Genomic DNA, 15991 nt, shown 5'->3' on the forward strand with positions numbered 1-15991 from the left:
ATGACCATATCCGCACGCCGCAGACTCCACTTCGGACCGCGGAGCGGAAGATCAGCTTCCGCCGGATCCCTCGGCCTCCACCGATTCGAACCGCCAGCGGTGGACCGCCCGCGTGATCAAGTCGGCGTCCGGCTCGGGCAGTTCGGGAAGGTCCGCGCCGATTCCCCCCGGGGCGTCCCACCAGGTGATCACGAGTACCCGGTCCTGCGGGGCCCGGAACACCTCGCGCCGCACCGGATCTTGGGCCAGGACCCGCGAACGGGCCCACTCCAGCAGCTCGTTGGCCCGCCCGGGCACGGACCGGGCCTCCCACATCAGCGCGACGGTGCTCACGAGTACAGGTTGTCCTTGCTCAGCTCGTGCACGTGGTCGTGGTCGGGCCCGTGCCCGTGCCCGTGCCCGTGCCCGTGATCATGGCCGTGTCCGTGTCCGTGGGATCCGGCAGGGCCGTGGGAACTGCCGGGAACGTGCGGATCCGTCACCGGGAGCGAGGAGTCCGCCGACAGGTCCCAGTCCGAGGGGGCCCTGTTGCGCTTGACCATCTCCGCGCCCAGCGCCGCCACCATCGCGCCGTTGTCGGTGCACAGCCCCGGCCGCGGCACCCGCAGGACGATCCCCGCGTCGTCGCACCGCTCCTGCGCGAGCGAGCGCAGCCGGGAGTTGGCCGCGACACCGCCGCCGATCATCAGGTGGTCGACGCCCTCGTCCTTGCACGCGCGGATCGCCTTGCGCGTCAGCACGTCCACCACGGCCTCCTGGAAGGAAGCCGCCACATCGCGCACCGGCACCTCCTCGCCCGCCTTGCGCTTCGCCTCGATCCAGCGGGCGACCGAGGTCTTGAGGCCGGAGAAGGAGAAGTCGTACGGGGCGTCGCGCGGCCCCGTCAGCCCGCGCGGGAAGTTGATCGCCTTCGGATCGCCCTCGCGCGCGAGCCGGTCGATGACCGGACCGCCGGGGAAGCCCAGCTGGAGTACGCGCGCGATCTTGTCGAACGCCTCGCCCGCCGCGTCGTCGATGGTCGCCCCGAGCGGCCGTACGTCGGAGGTGATGTCGGGGGCGAGCAGCAGCGAGGAGTGCCCGCCGGAGACCAGCAGCGCCATCGTGGGCTCGGGCAGCGGACCGTGCTCCAGCTGGTCGACGCAGATGTGCGAGGCCAGGTGGTTCACCCCGTACAGCGGCTTGCCCAGCGCGTACGCGTACGCCTTCGCGGCCGAGACGCCCACCAGCAGCGCCCCCGCGAGACCGGGGCCGGCGGTGACGGCGATGCCGTCGAGGTCGCGGGCGCTGACCCCGGCCTGCTTCAGGGCGCGCTCGATGGTGGGGACCATCGCCTCCAGGTGGGCGCGGGAGGCCACCTCGGGCACGACCCCGCCGAAGCGGGCGTGCTCGTCGACGCTCGACGCGATGGCGTCCGCGAGCAGCGTGGTGCCGCGGACGACGCCGACGCCGGTCTCGTCGCAGGAGGTCTCGATGCCGAGGACGAGCGGTTCGTCAGCCATGGGTCGTCTCACCTTGCAGGGGTTTGAAATACGCGGGGTCGGGGTCGGGGTCTACGGGGTGCGCGGGGTCGGAGAGGCGGCGCATCACGAGCGCGTCGACGTTGCCGGGCTGGTAGTAGCCGCGCCGGAAGCCGATCGGCTCGAAGCCGAAGCGCGCGTAGAGCTTCTGGGCCCGGACGTTGTCGACCCGCACCTCCAGCAGCACCTCGGCGCACTCGAAGGCGCTGGCGGCGCGCAGCAGCTCGGTCAGCAGCCGGGCGCCGAGCCCGGTGCCCCACTGGTCGCGGGCCGCGGCGATGGTCTGTACGTCGCCCAGGTCGCCGGCGGCGGCCAGCCCGGCGTAGCCCACCAGCCGGCCCGCCTCCTCCGCCACCACGTAGCGGCGCGTGGCGCCGGGGCCGCGGGCGTGGGCGAGCTCGGACCAGAACATCCCGGCGGACCAGGCGTCCTCGGGGAACAGTTCGTGCTCCAGCTCCAGCACCGGTTCGATGTCCCACCAGCGCATCTCGCGCAGGGCGACTGCTGAGGTGGCGGTCACTGCGGGGTGACCACCTTGTAGTTCTTGGGCACCTGGGCGTCGGGGCGGCGCAGGTAGAGCGGGGTCGGCGGCAGGAACTCCGCTCCCGCCGCCAGGCGTTCCACCGCCAGGCCGGCCAGCGCGGCGGCGCTCTGGTGCTCGGGGGCCCGCGCGTCGGTGAAGACCTCCGGGTACAGCTGTGCGCCCTGCCCGACGGCGGGCAGTCCGGCGACGCGCTCGGCGATGTCGGCCGGCCGGTCCACGGCGGGCTCGCCGACCCGGGTGCGGGGGTCCTCGTAGCGCGCCCAGTAGACCTCCTTGCGCCGCGCGTCGGTGGCGACGGTGAAGGGGCCCTCGATCCCGGCCGCGCCGGCCGCGTAGGCCAGGCCGTCGAGGGTGCACAGCCCGTGGACGGGCACGCCGAGGACGGAGGCGAAGGTGGACGCGGTGACGAGACCGACCCGCAGTCCGGTGTAGGGGCCGGGGCCGACTCCGACGACGATGCCGGTGACGGCTTCGAGCTTGACCCCCGCCTCGGCGAGGACCTTGTCCACGGAGGGCAGCAGGAGCTCCCCGTGGCGGCGGGCGTCGACCTGGTTCGACTCGGCGAGGACGGACTCGCCGTCGTGCAGGGCGACGGTGACGGCGGGCGTGGCGGTATCTACAGCGAGCAAGAGCACGCGAACAGCCTACGACTCCGGGGCCCCCGGCCCTTCCGGCCGGTCTGCGGGCACCCCTGCTGCTACCTTCGATCCAGGTGTCAGGGCTTGATCGTTCGAATGACCATGCGGAGAGGTGGAGCAAGGTGGCACGCAGCAGCTCGGGAATCGTGGCCGGGCTCACCGCGGCGGCGATCGCCGTCATCGGTTTCCTCGGCTACCAGGCTTCCGCCACCGCCCCCGCACACCCCCAGAAGGCCGCGCCGCAGAGCCCGGTGCCCGCTCCGAGCGACTCCGGGGCCGCCAAGCCGGACCCGGCGAAGCCGGTGGCCGTCCCGGCCGGTTCCGGCACCGGGCCGCGCGTCGTGTACTCGGTGGGCCAGAAGCGCGTGTGGCTGGTGGGACCCTCCGGGGAGCCGAAGTCCTTCGCGGTGATGCCGAGTACGGTCCATCCCGTGCCGGGCAGCTACACGGTGGGCTCCCGCACCGGCAATGTGACCGGCTCGGACGGGGTGCCGATCGAGCACGTCGTCCGTTTCGCCAGCCCGCAGGGGATCGCGGTCGGCTTCAGCGCCCGCGTGGACAACACCCTGCCGGCGCCCGACCCGGGCAAGAAGACCGGCGGTGTCCGCATGACGCGCGCGGACAGCGACGCGATGTGGGCCTTCGCGACGATCGGCTCGAAGGTCGTCGTCGTTCCCTGAGCCGCTGAGCGGGGTCCGACACACCGGTGCCGGACGGGAGATTCACCCGAACGGGGGATATGGGTCCGCGCCCCGGGCGGCCCCGGGCCGCCGTGTCCGCGTCTCCGGTCGGGCCTACGTGTCCGCCCCTCCGTCCGCCTCGGCCCGCTTCAGGCCACCTCAGGCCGCTTCTGACTCCGTGGCGGCCCGCTTGCCCTCCCCGGCCCCTTCCCCCACGGGACCGGGCCCCCCGGGCTCCCCGGCGCGCTCACGCGCGGGCGGCGTCGACACCGCGCTGGCGGCGGCGCACGCGGCGAGCAACGCCCCCATCGACACGGCGGACGGGCTGGGGACGCGCGCTGCTCCTGCTGTCGACATGGCTGCCTCCTGGCCGGGACCAGCCTGTACTTAGGTACACCTAACCAGCCCTCTGTACCATGTGACCACGTGCGCTGCCGCCCGCGCAATATCTTCCCGACGAGTTGTCGGTACGTTTCTCGCGGAAGGGCTCCCGGAGGGCTCGGGAAGGCTCCGCCGAAGGCCCCCGCGGAAGGACTATTCCGAGAGGACGCCCGCGAGGCTCTCCAGACCGGCCCCGGCCGACCAGCGGCTCCCGATCCCGCGGACCACGACCTCCCGGACGTCGTCCAGGACCTCCTCGTGGCCGACCGCCCGCCGGATCACCACGTGCAGCCGGTCGTCGGACAGCTCCTCGACCTTGCCGTCGCCCCACTCCACGACGACGACGGACTCGGGCAGCGACACGTCGAGGTCCAGGTCCTCCATCTCGTCCAGCCCGCCGCCCAGCCGGTACGCGTCCACGTGCACCAGCGCCGGACCGCCGGTCAGCGACGGGTGCACCCGGGCGATCACGAAGGTCGGCGAGGTCACGGCCCCGCGCACGCCGAGCCCCTCGCCGAGGCCGCGGGTCAGGGTGGTCTTGCCGGCGCCGAGTTCCCCCGTCAGCAGGACGAGGTCACCGGGGCGCAGCAGCCCGGCGATCCGGCGGCCGAGGTCCTGCATGGCGTCGGGCGAGCCGACGGTGACGTGCGTTTCGGAGTCAGGCCCCTGCGCCCGCTCCGGTGCTTCCAGCGGTACTTCTTCCATGCCCGCCAACGTTAGCCGGTACGGACACCACCCCGGTGCGCGCCAGCAGCTCGGTGATCAGCCTGGTCACGGTGTCCGGGTGTTCCAGCATCATCAGGTGCCCGGCGGACTCCAGGACGACCAGTTCGGCGGAGGGCAGCGCCTCCTTGATGGCCTGGCTGTGCCCGGGCGGGGTGACCATGTCCCCGTCCCCGGCGATGACGGTGACCGGGATGTCCGCGAACCGCTGGAGCACGGCCGTCTTGTCGTGCGTCTGGAAGGCCGGGTAGAACTCGGCGACCACGTCGATGGGGGTGGCCTCGATCAGCCGCTCGGCGAAGCGGGCGACGCCCGGGTCCACGTCCCGCGAGGCGAAGGAGTACATCTTGACCATCCCGGCGAACAGGTCGGCGGTGGCCCGCCGGCCCTTCTCCACCAGCTCCACCTGGGAGCCGAGCGCCTTGAGCACCCCGGGCAGGATGCGTCGTACCGCCCCGAACCCGAGGGCGGGCAGCCCGTACGTGACCTCGCCCAGGCCTCCGCTGGAGGTGCCGACCAGCGCCACCCCGACCACGCGGTCCCGGACGAGCCCGGGGAACTCCTGGGCCAGTCCCATGATGGTCATACCGCCCATCGAGTGACCGACCAGGATCAGCGGGCCCTCGGGGGCGGCGGCGTCGATGACGGCCCTCAGGTCGCGGCCGAGCTGCTCGAAGGTCACCGGCTCGCCTTCGGCCTGGGCCAGGCCGCGCGCGCTGCGGCCGTGGCTGCGCTGGTCCCAGTACACGGCGCGGACCAGGCCGCGCAGGGCGGCGCGCTGGAAGTGCCAGGAGTCCTGGGCGAGGCAGTACCCGTGGCAGAAGACCACGGTCGGCGCGGCCGGGGCCTTGCGGCGCAGCCGGCGCCGCTTGCCCTCCTCGGGCAGTTCGTCGACCTCGTAGTACAGGGCGGTGCCGTCCTCGGCCCGTGCGGTGCCCGGGGTGCCGCGCAGGGAGCCGTAGTCCCCGGTCGCGTCGAGCGCGAGGCGCGCCTTCATCCGCATGCCCCGGCCGACGGTGATCCGTTCGACCGCGACCCCGGCCGCGGCGCCCGCGGCTATCACGCCGATGGCAGCGCCTGCCCAGCCGGCCTTGCGCCAGTTCTCGCTCACGCCGCCGCCCTCACTCCGCTCAGCCGCCCAGGTACACCCGGGGCACTCGGCCTCCGATACGGGTGACGATCTCATACGCGATCGTGCGCGCCGCTTGAGCCCAGTCCTCGGCGGTGGGTTCACCGCGTTCCGCGTCCCCGAAGAGGACCGCCTCGTCGCCGACGCGGACGTCGTCTCCGTCCAAGTCGACCACGAACTGGTCCATGGCGACGCGTCCGGCGACGTGGCGGATCTTCCCGCCGACGAGCACCGGGCCGAGCCCGGAGGCGTGGCGCGGGACGCCGTCGGCGTAGCCGGCCGGGATCAGCGCGAGGCCCGTCTCCTTCTCGGTGACGTAGTGGTGGCCGTAGCTGACCCCGTGCCCGGCCGGAACGGTCTTGACCAGCGCGACGGAGGCCTTGAGTGCCATCGCGGGCCGCAGGCCGAGCTGGGCCGGGGTGCCGAGCTCGGGCGCGGGCGACACCCCGTAGACGGCCAGGCCGCAGCGGACCAGGTCGAAGTGGGACTCGGGGAGGGTGAGCGTGGCGGGCGAGTTGGCGATGTGCCGGACCTCGGGCTCCACGCCTTCCTTCTCCGCGTACGCGAGCATGTCGCGGAAGGCCGAGAGCTGGAGCTGGATGGAGGGGTGGCCGGGCTCGTCGGCGCAGGCGAAGTGCGACCAGACGCCGGTGACGTCCACGGTGCCCTCGGCCTGGGCGGCGACGGCCGCCCCCACCAGTGCCTCCCAGTCGGCGGGCTGGCAGCCGGCCCGGCCGAGGCCGGTGTCGGCCTTGAGCTGGACGCGGGCCGTGCGGCCGGCGGCGCGGGCGGCTTCCCGTACCTCGTCGAGGGCCCACAGCGCGCTCACGGAGACGTCGATGCCGGCCTCGATGGCCTCCCGCCAGGGCCCGCCGGGGGTCCAGAGCCAGCACATGACGGGGCCTTCGATCCCGGCGGCGCGCAGCGCGAGGGCCTCCTCGGGCGTGGCCGTCCCGAGCCAGCCCGCCCCGGCCTCCTGGGCGGCCTTGGCGCAGGCCAGGGCCCCGTGCCCGTAGGCGTCCGCCTTGACGACGGCCATCAGCGCGGACCGGGGGGCACGCTGACGCAGCGCGCGCACGTTCGCCCGTACGGCGTCAAGATCGATCTCGGCGTACACGCGCATGGGTGTCTCGTTCATCCCCACCAGTCTCTCAGAGCCCCGCCCGCCGGATCGGACACGGCTCCCCGCCGGACTCCGGGGGTCACGGGTGGTGGACCTCGCGCCAGGCCGCCGGGAGGGCTTCGGCGAGTTGCTGCGCCAGGAGCGGGCCGCCCGTGAGGCGGGCCGCCAGGCCGTGGAGGTACGCCGCGACCGAGCCCGCGTCCCGCGCGGGCAGGCCGCCCGCCAGGAGGGACCCGGCCAGCCCGGACAGCACGTCCCCGCTCCCGGCGGTGGCCAGCCACGGGGTCCCGGTCGGGTTCACCCGGACGGGCGCGCCCGCGGAGGCGACCAGCGTCGTCGACCCCTTCAGCAGGGCCGTCACCCCGTACCGCTCCGCCAGTTGCCGTACGGCCGCCAGCCGGCCCGCCTCGACCGCCTCCCGCGGGACACCGAGCAGCGCCGCCGCCTCCCCCGCGTGCGGGGTCAGCAGGGTCGGGGCCGTCCGCGCCCGCAGCGCCCCGGGGTCCAGTCCGCGCAGCCCGTCCGCGTCCACCAGTACCGGCACCGGCTGCGACAGCGCCTCCCGCACCTCCGCGCCGCGCTGGTCGCCCAGTCCCGGCCCGACCACCCACGCCTGGACCCGGCCGGGTCCGATCAGCGTCTCCGGGTACCGGGCCAGCACGGCCTGCGCCACGGCCGGCGGCCCGGTGTAGCGCACCGCGCCCGCGCCGCCCCGCAGCGCTCCCGCCACCGCGAGCACCGCCGCGCCCGGGTAGCGCGCGGACCCGGCGACGATCCCGACCACGCCCCGCCGGTACTTGTCGCTCGCTGCCGTCGGCTGCGGCAGCAGTCCCGCCACATCGGCGTGCTGCAGGGCCTCCACCTCGGGCGCCGGCAGCTCCAGCCCGATGTCCACCAGCTGCTGCGCACCCGCCCGCGAGGCCCCGGGGTCGATCAGCAGCCCCGGCTTGTACGCCCCGAAGGTCACCGTCACACCGGCCGTCACGGCCGCTCCGGCCACCTCCCCGGTGTCCGCGTCCACCCCGCTCGGCAGATCCACGGCGACCACCGTCGCGCCCGGCGGGATCCGCTCCACCAGTGCGGCCGCGGCCGGCCTCAGCGCGCCCCGGCCCCCGATCCCGACCAGCCCGTCGACCACCAGGTCCGCCCGCCGCGGCACGGCCGGCTCCAGCCGCCCGCCGGCGGCCAGCAGCGCGGCCAGACCGCCCGCGTGGACCCGCGCCGGATCCACCGGCACCGCCGTCACCCCGGCCCCGCGGCGGGCCAGGCGGGCGCCCGCGTACAGCGCGTCGCCGCCGTTGTCCCCCGGGCCGACCAGCAGTACCACGCGCGCCCCGTACACCCGGGGCAGCAGCCGCGCGCAGACGGCGGCCAGTCCGGCCGCCGCCCGCAGCATCAGGGTGCCCTCGGGCAGCCGGGCCATCAGCTCGCGCTCGGCGGCCCGTACGGTCTCCACGCTGTAAGCAGTACGCATGGCACCAGCCTGCCCGAAGAAGGCGCCCGGGCCGCCCCTTTCGGATCTTGCCGGGCCCGCGGCGCCCGGCACCGCGGGCCCGGCCGACAAGATCCGGAAGGGAGGGCCTAGCCCTCGGCGATCACCACGGCCGAGGCGATGCCCGCGTCGTGGCTGAGCGAGATGTGCCAGGACTTCACGCCCAGCGCCAGCGCTCGCGCCGCCACCGTCCCCGACACCCGCAGCCGCGGCTGCCCGGTCTCCTCCACGTAGATCTCGGCATCGGTCCACAGCAGCCCGCCGGGCGCCCCGAGCGCCTTGGCCAGCGCCTCCTTGGCGGCGAACCGGGCGGCGAGCGAGGCGGTTCCGCGCCGCTCGCCGCCCGGCAGCATCAGCTCGGCGTCGAGGAACAGCCGCCCGGCCATGTTCGGCGTGCGCTCCAGCGCCGCGCCGAACCGCTCGATCTCCGCCACGTCGATCCCGACGCCGATAATCACAACAACAACTCCAACGAGGCCAACGGGCCAGCTACTCCACGGTCACCACTGTGCCCCATTGTCGGCGACCCGCTCCGGTCGCTGCGCTCACTCCACGGTCACCGACTTGGCGAGGTTACGCGGCTGGTCCACCTCGTTGCCCCGCGCCGTGGCCAGCTCGCACGCGAACACCTGCAGCGGCACGGTGGCCACCAGCGGCTGGAGCAGCGTGGGGGTGGCCGGAATGCGGATGAGGTGGTCGGCGTACGGGACCACCGCCTCGTCCCCCTCCTCGGCGATCACGATGGTCCGCGCCCCGCGCGCCCGGATCTCCTGGATGTTCGACACGATCTTGTCGTGCAGCACCGAGCGCCCGCGCGGCGACGGTACGACGACCACGACCGGCAGGTCCTTCTCGATCAGCGCGATCGGCCCGTGCTTGAGCTCGCCCGCCGCGAAGCCCTCGGCGTGCATGTACGCCAGCTCCTTGAGCTTGAGCGCACCCTCCAGCGCCACCGGGTAGCCGACGTGCCGGCCGAGGAACAGCACGGTGTTCTTGTCGGCCAGGGAGCGCGCGAGCTCCCGTACCGGCTCCATGGTCTCCAGTACGGTGTCCACCGCCGCGGCGATGTCCGACAGCTCCCGGATGACCGCCCGGATCTCGTCGCCCCACTTGGTGCCCCGCACCTGCCCGAGGTAGAGGGCGACCAGGTAGCAGGCGACCAGCTGCGTCAGGAACGCCTTGGTCGAGGCGACGGCCACCTCCGGGCCGGCGTGCGTGTACAGCACGGCGTCCGATTCGCGCGGGATCGTCGACCCGTTCGTATTGCAGACGGCCAGCACCTTCGCGCCCTGCTCGCGCGCGTGGCGCAGCGCCATGAGGGTGTCCATCGTCTCGCCGGACTGCGAGATCGCGATCACCAGCGTCCGCTGGTCCAGGATCGGGTCGCGGTAGCGGAACTCGCTGGCCAGCTCCGTCTCGCACGGGATGCGGGTCCAGTGCTCGATGGCCAGTTTCGCGATCATGCCCGCGTGGTAGGCCGTACCGCACGCCACGATCACGACCTTGTCGACCTCGCGCAGCACCGAGTCGGGGATGCGCACCTCGTCGAGGGTCAGCAGGCCGCTCGCGTCGATCCGGCCCAGGAGGGTGTCGGCGACGGCCTTCGGCTGCTCGGCGATCTCCTTGAGCATGAAGTAGTCGTAGCCGCCCTTCTCGGCCGCCGAGGCGTCCCAGTCCACGTGGTACGCCCGCACGCTCGCGGGCGAGCCGTCGAAGTTGGTCACCGAGACACCGTCGCGGCGGAGCTCGACGACCTGGTCCTGCCCCAGTTCGATCGCGGACCGCGTGTGGGCGATGAACGCGGCCACGTCCGAGGCGAGGAAGTTCTCGCCCTCTCCGACGCCCACCACCAGCGGCGAGTTCCGGCGGGCGCCGACCACCACCTCCGGCTGGTCCGCGTGCACGGCGACCAGGGTGAAGGCCCCGTCGAGGCGCCGGCACACCTGGCGCATCGCCTCCGTCAGATCCCCGCCCGCGGCCTCGAACCGCTCCGCCAGCAGGTGTGCCACGACCTCGGTGTCCGTCTCGGACTCCAGCCGGTGCCCGCGCCCGGCGAGCTCGGCCCGCAGCGCGGCGAAGTTCTCGATGATCCCGTTGTGCACGACCGCCACGCGCCCCGAGTTGTCGAGGTGCGGGTGGGCGTTGGCGTCGGTGGGCCCGCCATGGGTGGCCCACCGGGTGTGTCCGAGCCCCGTGGAACCGGCCGGCAACGGGTGCCCGACCAGTTCCTTCTCCAGATTGACCAGCTTGCCGGCCTTCTTGACCGAGGCGAGCGATCCGTCGGCGAGCACGGCCACTCCCGCCGAGTCGTAGCCGCGGTACTCCAGCCGCTTGAGTCCGGCAATGACCACATCGAGCGCCGACTGCGCTCCCACGTAACCCACGATTCCGCACATAAGCCGCAGGGTACGCCGTAGTTGGCTCCCTGCCCGGTACCTGAACAAGACGAAAACCCCGCCCCGGCGAATGTGCCGGAGCGGGGTTGACGCGTGTTCGGGCGAACGGTCAGCCGAGCTTCTTGGCCTGGGCCTCGACGACCTCCTTGGGGTGTTCGGCAGTGCCGCTCATGCTCTGCGCGTAGAAGACGGCGAGGGTATTGGTCTTGCGCACGACCACGAGCTCCGTCGAGAGCCGTCCTACCTCGTCGTCCCACATCGCAAGGGTGTAGGTCAGCGATTCGTCCCCCACCTTGACCTCGGTGAACGGGCGCACCGTGGTGTTGCCGAGCTGCTCGCCGGCCACCGTGGGCACGAAGCCCTTCTCACAGGGGCGGCCCGCCTCTACGAGCGAGCGGAAGGCCTTCTGCGCACCGTCTCCGTCGTACGAGTACAGGCTGACCACGGTGGCGGTCGCCCCGAGGGCGTTCTGGGCGGCGAGCTGCTTGTCCTCCTCGCTCGCGTCCTTGGCCACCGGCTTCGGCTTGGCGGCCACGGCGGTGCGCACCGCTCCGGTCGGACTGCCGATCGGCGGCGTAGCGGCCATCGCCCGCAGCACCGGCAGGCACTCGGGGACGTCGCTGGTAGCCCCTTGCCCGGCGTTGGCGTCCTTCTCGGAGACGGACTTGAAGAGGTGCGTGGGCAGGTCCGCCTGGACCAGGATCATGCCCGCGAGTTCCGCATCCGTTTTCCCCTTGGCCGCCGGAGCAGCCGGAGCAGCCGCGGATGCCGAGGCCGACGGCTTCGCGTCAGCCTTGCCGGAGCCGCCGCACGCGGTGGCGAACAGTGCCAGGGACACGGCCGAAGCGGACAGGACGGTACGGCGGAGCAGCGCGTTGCGCACGATGGTTCCCCCCACGGGACAGATCGGAAAAGTGCAGCGCGTGGCAGTACCCCGATTCCGGGGCGGCGTCTTGAGCTGCGGTGATCCACACCGTACGGGGTCCCACCGACATCGGGCCGCTGGTTGCCTGCACGCCCCACGCATCGTGACCCCCACGAGACCGGGGAGGCCTCCAATCGGTACCGGTCCGCGTACAACCCATCCACTTGCGGCCAAAAGGCCCCCAGCCACGTGACCGACCACACCACCCACGGCGGCCCGTGACCCGTGACAATGGCTCTGTGATCTCTTCGCCGCCACGAAGCACGCCGGACAGCGCAACGGAGCGCCCCGCCGGATCGGAGCACCCCACGCACCCCGAGCACGCCGCGCACCCCACGCGCCGCCGGGGCCACGAGGCCTCCCCCTACGTCGACCTCACCCGGGCCGAGTGGAGCGCCCTGCGCGAGCGCACACCGCTCCCGCTGACGGCCGACGAGGTCGAGCGGCTGCGCGGACTGGGCGACGTCATCGACCTCGACGAGGTCCGCGACGTCTACCTGCCGCTCTCCCGCCTCCTGAACCTGTACGTCGGCGCCACCAGCAACCTCCGCGGCACCCTCAACACCTTCCTCGGCGACGCCGGCAACGGCCACGGCGCACAGCAGGGCACCCCCTTCGTCATAGGGGTCGCCGGCTCGGTCGCCGTGGGCAAGTCCACCGTGGCCCGCCTCCTGCAGGCCCTGCTCGCCCGCTGGCCCGAGCACCCGCGCGTGGAGCTGGTCACCACCGACGGGTTCCTGTACCCGATGAAGGAGCTCCAGCGGCGCGGGCTGACCGCCCGCAAGGGCTTCCCCGAGTCCTACGACCGCCGCGCGCTGACCCGCTTCGTCGCCGACATCAAGGCGGGCAAGGACGAGGTCACGGCCCCGGTCTACTCCCACCTGATCTACGACATCGTGCCCGGCGAGCAGCTCGTCGTGCGCCGCCCCGACATCCTGATCGTCGAGGGGCTCAACGTCCTGCAGCCGGCCCTGCCCGGCAAGGACGGCCGCACCCGGGTCGGTCTCGCCGACTACTTCGACTTCAGCGTGTACGTGGACGCCCGCCCCGAGGACATCGAGCGCTGGTACCTCAACCGGTTCCGCAAGCTGCGCGAGACCGCGTTCCAGAACCCCTTTTCCTACTTCCGCAAGTACACCCAGGTCTCCGAGGAGGAGGCGCTGGAGTACGCCCAGACGATGTGGCGGACGATCAACAGGCCCAACCTCCTGGAGAACGTGGCCCCGACCCGCGGCCGCGCCACCCTCGTGGTCCGCAAGGGCCCGGACCACAAGGTGCAGAAGCTGAGTCTGCGCAAGCTCTGACCGCCCGCGGAAGCTACTGTGCGGCCATGCTGCACCTACGGATGATCACTCCGGCGGACCGGACGGACGCCGTGGTGCGGATCGTCGAGCGCACGGTCGGCACCACCCATCTGGTGGTGCTCCCCGGCGCGGCCCGCATCCCCCCGGGCGACATCGTGATGTGCGACGTCGCCCGCGAGGCGGGGGACGAGCTGCTGCACGAGCTCCGTGCGATCGGCATCGCCGAGGACGGCTCGATCGCGGTCGAGAACATCGACCTCTCCTTGTCCGCGCGGGCCGACAGGGCCGAGGAGGAGGCCCCCGGAGAGGCGGCCGACGCCGTCCTGTGGGAGCAGCTGAGCGAGGCGACCCACGAGGAATCCACCCTCACCATCACCTACAGCGCCTTCATGATCATCGCGACGATGATCGCGGCCTGCGGGGTCGTCCTCGACAACGCCGTCCTGATCGTGGGCGCGATGGCGGTCGGCCCGGAGTTCGGACCGCTCGCCGGGGTCTGCACCGGCCTGGTGCGGCGCGCCCCGCGGCAGGCCGCCCGCTCGCTCGCCGCCCTGCTCGTCGGCTTCGCCGCCGCGATGGTCGCCACCACCTGCTTCACCCTGGTGATGGACGCGCTCGGCCTGTTCCACGAGGGGATGCTGGACGACCCGCGCCCCAACACCAGCTTCATCTGGCAGCCGGACCCGTTCTCCTTCGTGGTGGCCCTGCTCGCCGGCTCGGCCGGGGTGCTCTCCCTGACCTCCGCGAAGTCCGGCGCGCTGGTCGGCGTCGCCATCTCGGTGACCACCGTCCCGGCGGCCGCCAACGCGGCCGTTGCCCTCGGCTACGGAGACTTCGCCCAGATGTGGGGCTCGGCGGCCCAGCTGCTGGTGAACCTGTCCGGGATCATGCTGGCCGGCGTACTGACCCTGCTCGGCCAGAAACTGCTGTGGCGCACCCAGCGCGGCCACTGGCGCCGCACCTCCCCCAGGGCCTGAGCCGGACCGACAGCACGACGGCACCCCGCACCACGCGCCGCCGCCACGCGCCGCCGCCACCGCGCAGCGCCCCGCAACGCGGCCGGCCCCGCGCTACGGGGCTTCGTAGCGCGGGGCCGGTACACGGAGAACGGCGGGTCTAGCCGAGCGCCGACTTCACCACGTCCGCCAGCCGCCCCGCGACCGAGCGGGCCTGCTCGATGTCGGCGGCCTCCACCATCACCCGTACGAGCGGTTCCGTGCCCGACGGACGCAGCAGTACGCGCCCGGTCGTGCCCAGCTCCCGCTCCGCTTCGGCGACGGCCGCGGCCAGCTCGCCCGAGGTCGTGACCCGCGACTTGTCCACGTCGGGGACGTTGACCAGCACCTGCGGCAGCCGCCGCATGACCCCGGTCAGCTCCGCCAGGGACTTGCCGGTGGCCGCGATCCGCGCCGCCAGCATCAGGCCGGTCAGCGTGCCGTCACCGGTGGTGGCGTGATCGAGGATGATCACGTGGCCGGACTGTTCGCCGCCCAGCGCGTACCCGTGCTCCTTCATCGACTCCAGGACGTACCGGTCGCCGACGCCGGTCTGCACGACGTTGATGCCCTCGGACTCCATGGCCAGCTTGAAGCCCAGGTTCGACATCACGGTGGCGACCACGGTGTCCTCGCGCAGGTGCCCGGCCTCGCGCATCGACAGCGCCAGCACGGCGAGGATCTGGTCCCCGTCGACCTCCTCGCCGTTCGCGTCCACGGCGAGGCAGCGGTCGGCGTCCCCGTCGTGCGCGATGCCGAGGTCGGCCCCGTGCTCGATGACGGCCTGCTTCAGCAGGCCGAGGTGGGTGGAGCCGCAGCCGTCGTTGATGTTCAGGCCGTCGGGCTCGGCACCGATGGTGATGATCTCCGCGCCGGCCCGCGCGAAGGCCTCGGGCGAGACGAACGCGGCCGCGCCGTGCGCCTCGTCCAGGACGACCTTGAGGCCGTCGAGGCGGTTGGGCAGGACGCCCATGAGGTGGGCGACGTACTTGTCGAAGCCCTCGGTGTAGTCGGAGACGCGGCCGACGCCGGAGCCGGTGGGCCGGTCCCACGGAGCGCCCGTGCGGTGGTCCTCGTAGACCGACTCGATCCGGTCCTCCAGCTCGTCGGCGAGCTTGTGACCGCCACGCGCGAAGAACTTGATGCCGTTGTCGGGCATGGCGTTGTGGCTGGCCGAGAGCATGACACCGAGGTCGGCGCCCAGCGCACCGGTGAGATACGCCACCGCCGGGGTGGGCAGCACACCGACGCGCAGGACGTCCACGCCCGCGCTCGCGAGGCCCGCGACGACTGCGGCCTCCAGGAACTCACCCGAGGCCCGGGGGTCCCGGCCGACCACGGCGGTGGCCCGATGACCCTCGAAGGTGCCCGCCTCGGCCAGCACGTGTGCCGCGGCCACGGAGAGACCGAGCGCGAGCTCGGCCGTCAGATCCGCGTTCGCGACGCCTCGTACACCGTCCGTCCCGAAGAGTCGTCCCACTGTTGTCCTCCCGAGTTCACGCATCGCTTGTGTCCACTTGTGCCATTTACTTGCCGCTTGTGGCGGTAAACGAACCGCCCCGGCAGCACAAAGAGTGCTGCCGGGGCGGTTTCGTTGCAGAACAGCGGGCGCAGATTAACGCTTGCTGTACTGCGGAGCCTTACGGGCCTTCTTGAGACCGGCCTTCTTGCGCTCGACCGCACGGTCGTCGCGGGAGAGGAAGCCGGCCTTCTTCAGCGCCGGGCGGTTGTTGTCCACGTCCGCCTCGTTCAGCGCACGGGCCACACCGAGGCGCAGGGCGCCGGCCTGGCCGGAAACGCCGCCACCCGAGATGCGGGCGATGACGTCGTAGCGGTTGTCCAGCTCGAGGAGCTTGAACGGCTCGTTGACTTCCTGCTGGTGCACCTTGTTGGGGAAGTAGTCCTCAAGGGTGCGACCGTTGATCTTCCACTTGCCGGTGCCCGGAACGATCCGGACGCGGGCGATGGCGTTCTTGCGACGGCCCAGGCCGGCGGCCGGCTGGGGGTCGCCGAAGCGGCCGGCAAGGGACTCGGAGGTGTAGTCGCCCTCAACGGCTTCCACAGACTCGGTGGTGTACTCCTCGACGTTGCCCTCGAACTCGTCGACGGGGGTCGTCTCGGCGGTGGTCTCGGCCACGATGCTC

At 72.8% G+C, this 15991-nt stretch carries 16 protein-coding genes; 3 read left to right on the forward strand and 13 right to left on the reverse strand.

Features of this window, described 5'->3' with window-relative positions:
• Window positions 1–51: 51 nt before the first annotated feature.
• From OG904_RS11000 to tsaB, 4 genes are read right to left on the reverse strand one after another with little or no spacing between them, the layout of a single operon-like run.
• Window positions 52–315: a hypothetical protein gene (locus OG904_RS11000; protein WP_405497938.1), complete on the reverse strand. Its 264-nt coding sequence runs from the start codon at window positions 313–315 to the stop codon at window positions 52–54.
• A gap of 14 nt (window positions 316–329) precedes the next feature.
• Complete coding sequence (gene tsaD / locus OG904_RS11005) at window positions 330–1499, reverse strand: tRNA (adenosine(37)-N6)-threonylcarbamoyltransferase complex transferase subunit TsaD (RefSeq protein ID WP_405489820.1); 1170 nt, start codon at window positions 1497–1499, stop codon at window positions 330–332.
• Entirely contained in the window at window positions 1492–2004 is a 513-nt protein-coding gene (rimI, locus tag OG904_RS11010) for a ribosomal protein S18-alanine N-acetyltransferase (protein ID WP_405497940.1), read from the reverse strand. The genes tsaD and rimI overlap by 8 nt, the downstream gene beginning before the upstream one ends.
• Window positions 2005–2033: 29 nt before the next feature.
• Entirely contained in the window at window positions 2034–2696 is a 663-nt protein-coding gene (tsaB, locus tag OG904_RS11015; RefSeq protein ID WP_405489822.1) for a tRNA (adenosine(37)-N6)-threonylcarbamoyltransferase complex dimerization subunit type 1 TsaB, read from the reverse strand.
• 125 nt (window positions 2697–2821) lie between these two features.
• Between tsaB and OG904_RS11020 the strand changes: the two genes are divergently transcribed.
• On the forward strand, window positions 2822–3379 hold the full coding sequence (locus OG904_RS11020; protein ID WP_405489824.1) for a hypothetical protein: 558 nt from the start codon (window positions 2822–2824) through the stop codon (window positions 3377–3379).
• Window positions 3380–3913: 534 nt separating this feature from the next.
• Here OG904_RS11020 and tsaE read toward each other — a convergent pair.
• The 7 genes from tsaE to OG904_RS11055 all read right to left on the reverse strand — a co-directional run bounded on the left by tsaE (window position 3914) and on the right by OG904_RS11055 (window position 11521).
• Window positions 3914–4465 carry a tRNA (adenosine(37)-N6)-threonylcarbamoyltransferase complex ATPase subunit type 1 TsaE gene (tsaE, locus tag OG904_RS11025; protein WP_405489826.1) on the reverse strand — a complete coding sequence of 184 codons (552 nt, stop codon included), beginning with the start codon at window positions 4463–4465 and terminating at the stop codon, window positions 3914–3916.
• Window positions 4419–5669: an alpha/beta fold hydrolase gene (locus tag OG904_RS11030; RefSeq protein WP_405489828.1), complete on the reverse strand. Its 1251-nt coding sequence runs from the start codon at window positions 5667–5669 to the stop codon at window positions 4419–4421. Before OG904_RS11030 ends, tsaE begins: the two co-directional genes overlap by 47 nt.
• Window positions 5614–6750: an alanine racemase gene (gene alr, locus OG904_RS11035; RefSeq protein WP_405489830.1), complete on the reverse strand. Its 1137-nt coding sequence runs from the start codon at window positions 6748–6750 to the stop codon at window positions 5614–5616. Before alr ends, OG904_RS11030 begins: the two co-directional genes overlap by 56 nt.
• Window positions 6751–6814: 64 nt before the next feature.
• Entirely contained in the window at window positions 6815–8209 is a 1395-nt protein-coding gene (locus OG904_RS11040; protein ID WP_405489831.1) for an NAD(P)H-hydrate dehydratase, read from the reverse strand.
• Between the two features lie 107 nt (window positions 8210–8316).
• On the reverse strand, window positions 8317–8685 hold the full coding sequence (locus OG904_RS11045; RefSeq protein ID WP_405489833.1) for a holo-ACP synthase: 369 nt from the start codon (window positions 8683–8685) through the stop codon (window positions 8317–8319).
• An 87-nt stretch (window positions 8686–8772) separates the two neighbouring features.
• A complete protein-coding gene (gene glmS / locus OG904_RS11050; protein WP_405489835.1) occupies window positions 8773–10623 on the reverse strand; it encodes a glutamine--fructose-6-phosphate transaminase (isomerizing) in 1851 nt (616 codons plus the stop codon).
• Window positions 10624–10732: 109 nt separating this feature from the next.
• Entirely contained in the window at window positions 10733–11521 is a 789-nt protein-coding gene (locus tag OG904_RS11055) for a hypothetical protein (protein ID WP_405489837.1), read from the reverse strand.
• A gap of 266 nt (window positions 11522–11787) precedes the next feature.
• Here OG904_RS11055 and coaA point away from each other — a divergent pair, with 266 nt between their 5' ends.
• Both coaA and OG904_RS11065 read left to right on the forward strand, forming a co-directional pair.
• On the forward strand, window positions 11788–12852 hold the full coding sequence (coaA, locus tag OG904_RS11060) for a type I pantothenate kinase (protein ID WP_405489839.1): 1065 nt from the start codon (window positions 11788–11790) through the stop codon (window positions 12850–12852).
• A gap of 26 nt (window positions 12853–12878) precedes the next feature.
• Complete coding sequence (locus OG904_RS11065; protein ID WP_405489841.1) at window positions 12879–13829, forward strand: DUF389 domain-containing protein; 951 nt, start codon at window positions 12879–12881, stop codon at window positions 13827–13829.
• 139 nt (window positions 13830–13968) lie between these two features.
• On the opposite strand, the gene glmM is transcribed toward OG904_RS11065, so the two are convergent.
• Entirely contained in the window at window positions 13969–15327 is a 1359-nt protein-coding gene (gene glmM / locus OG904_RS11070; RefSeq protein ID WP_405489843.1) for a phosphoglucosamine mutase, read from the reverse strand.
• 135 nt (window positions 15328–15462) lie between these two features.
• Window positions 15463–15984, reverse strand: coding sequence for a 30S ribosomal protein S9 (rpsI, locus tag OG904_RS11075; protein ID WP_405489845.1), 522 nt, complete (start codon window positions 15982–15984; stop codon window positions 15463–15465).
• Window positions 15985–15991: the final 7 nt, after the last annotated feature.

This window comes from Streptomyces sp. NBC_00096, from assembly GCF_045041305.1.
GTDB lineage: Bacteria > Actinomycetota > Actinomycetes > Streptomycetales > Streptomycetaceae > Streptomyces.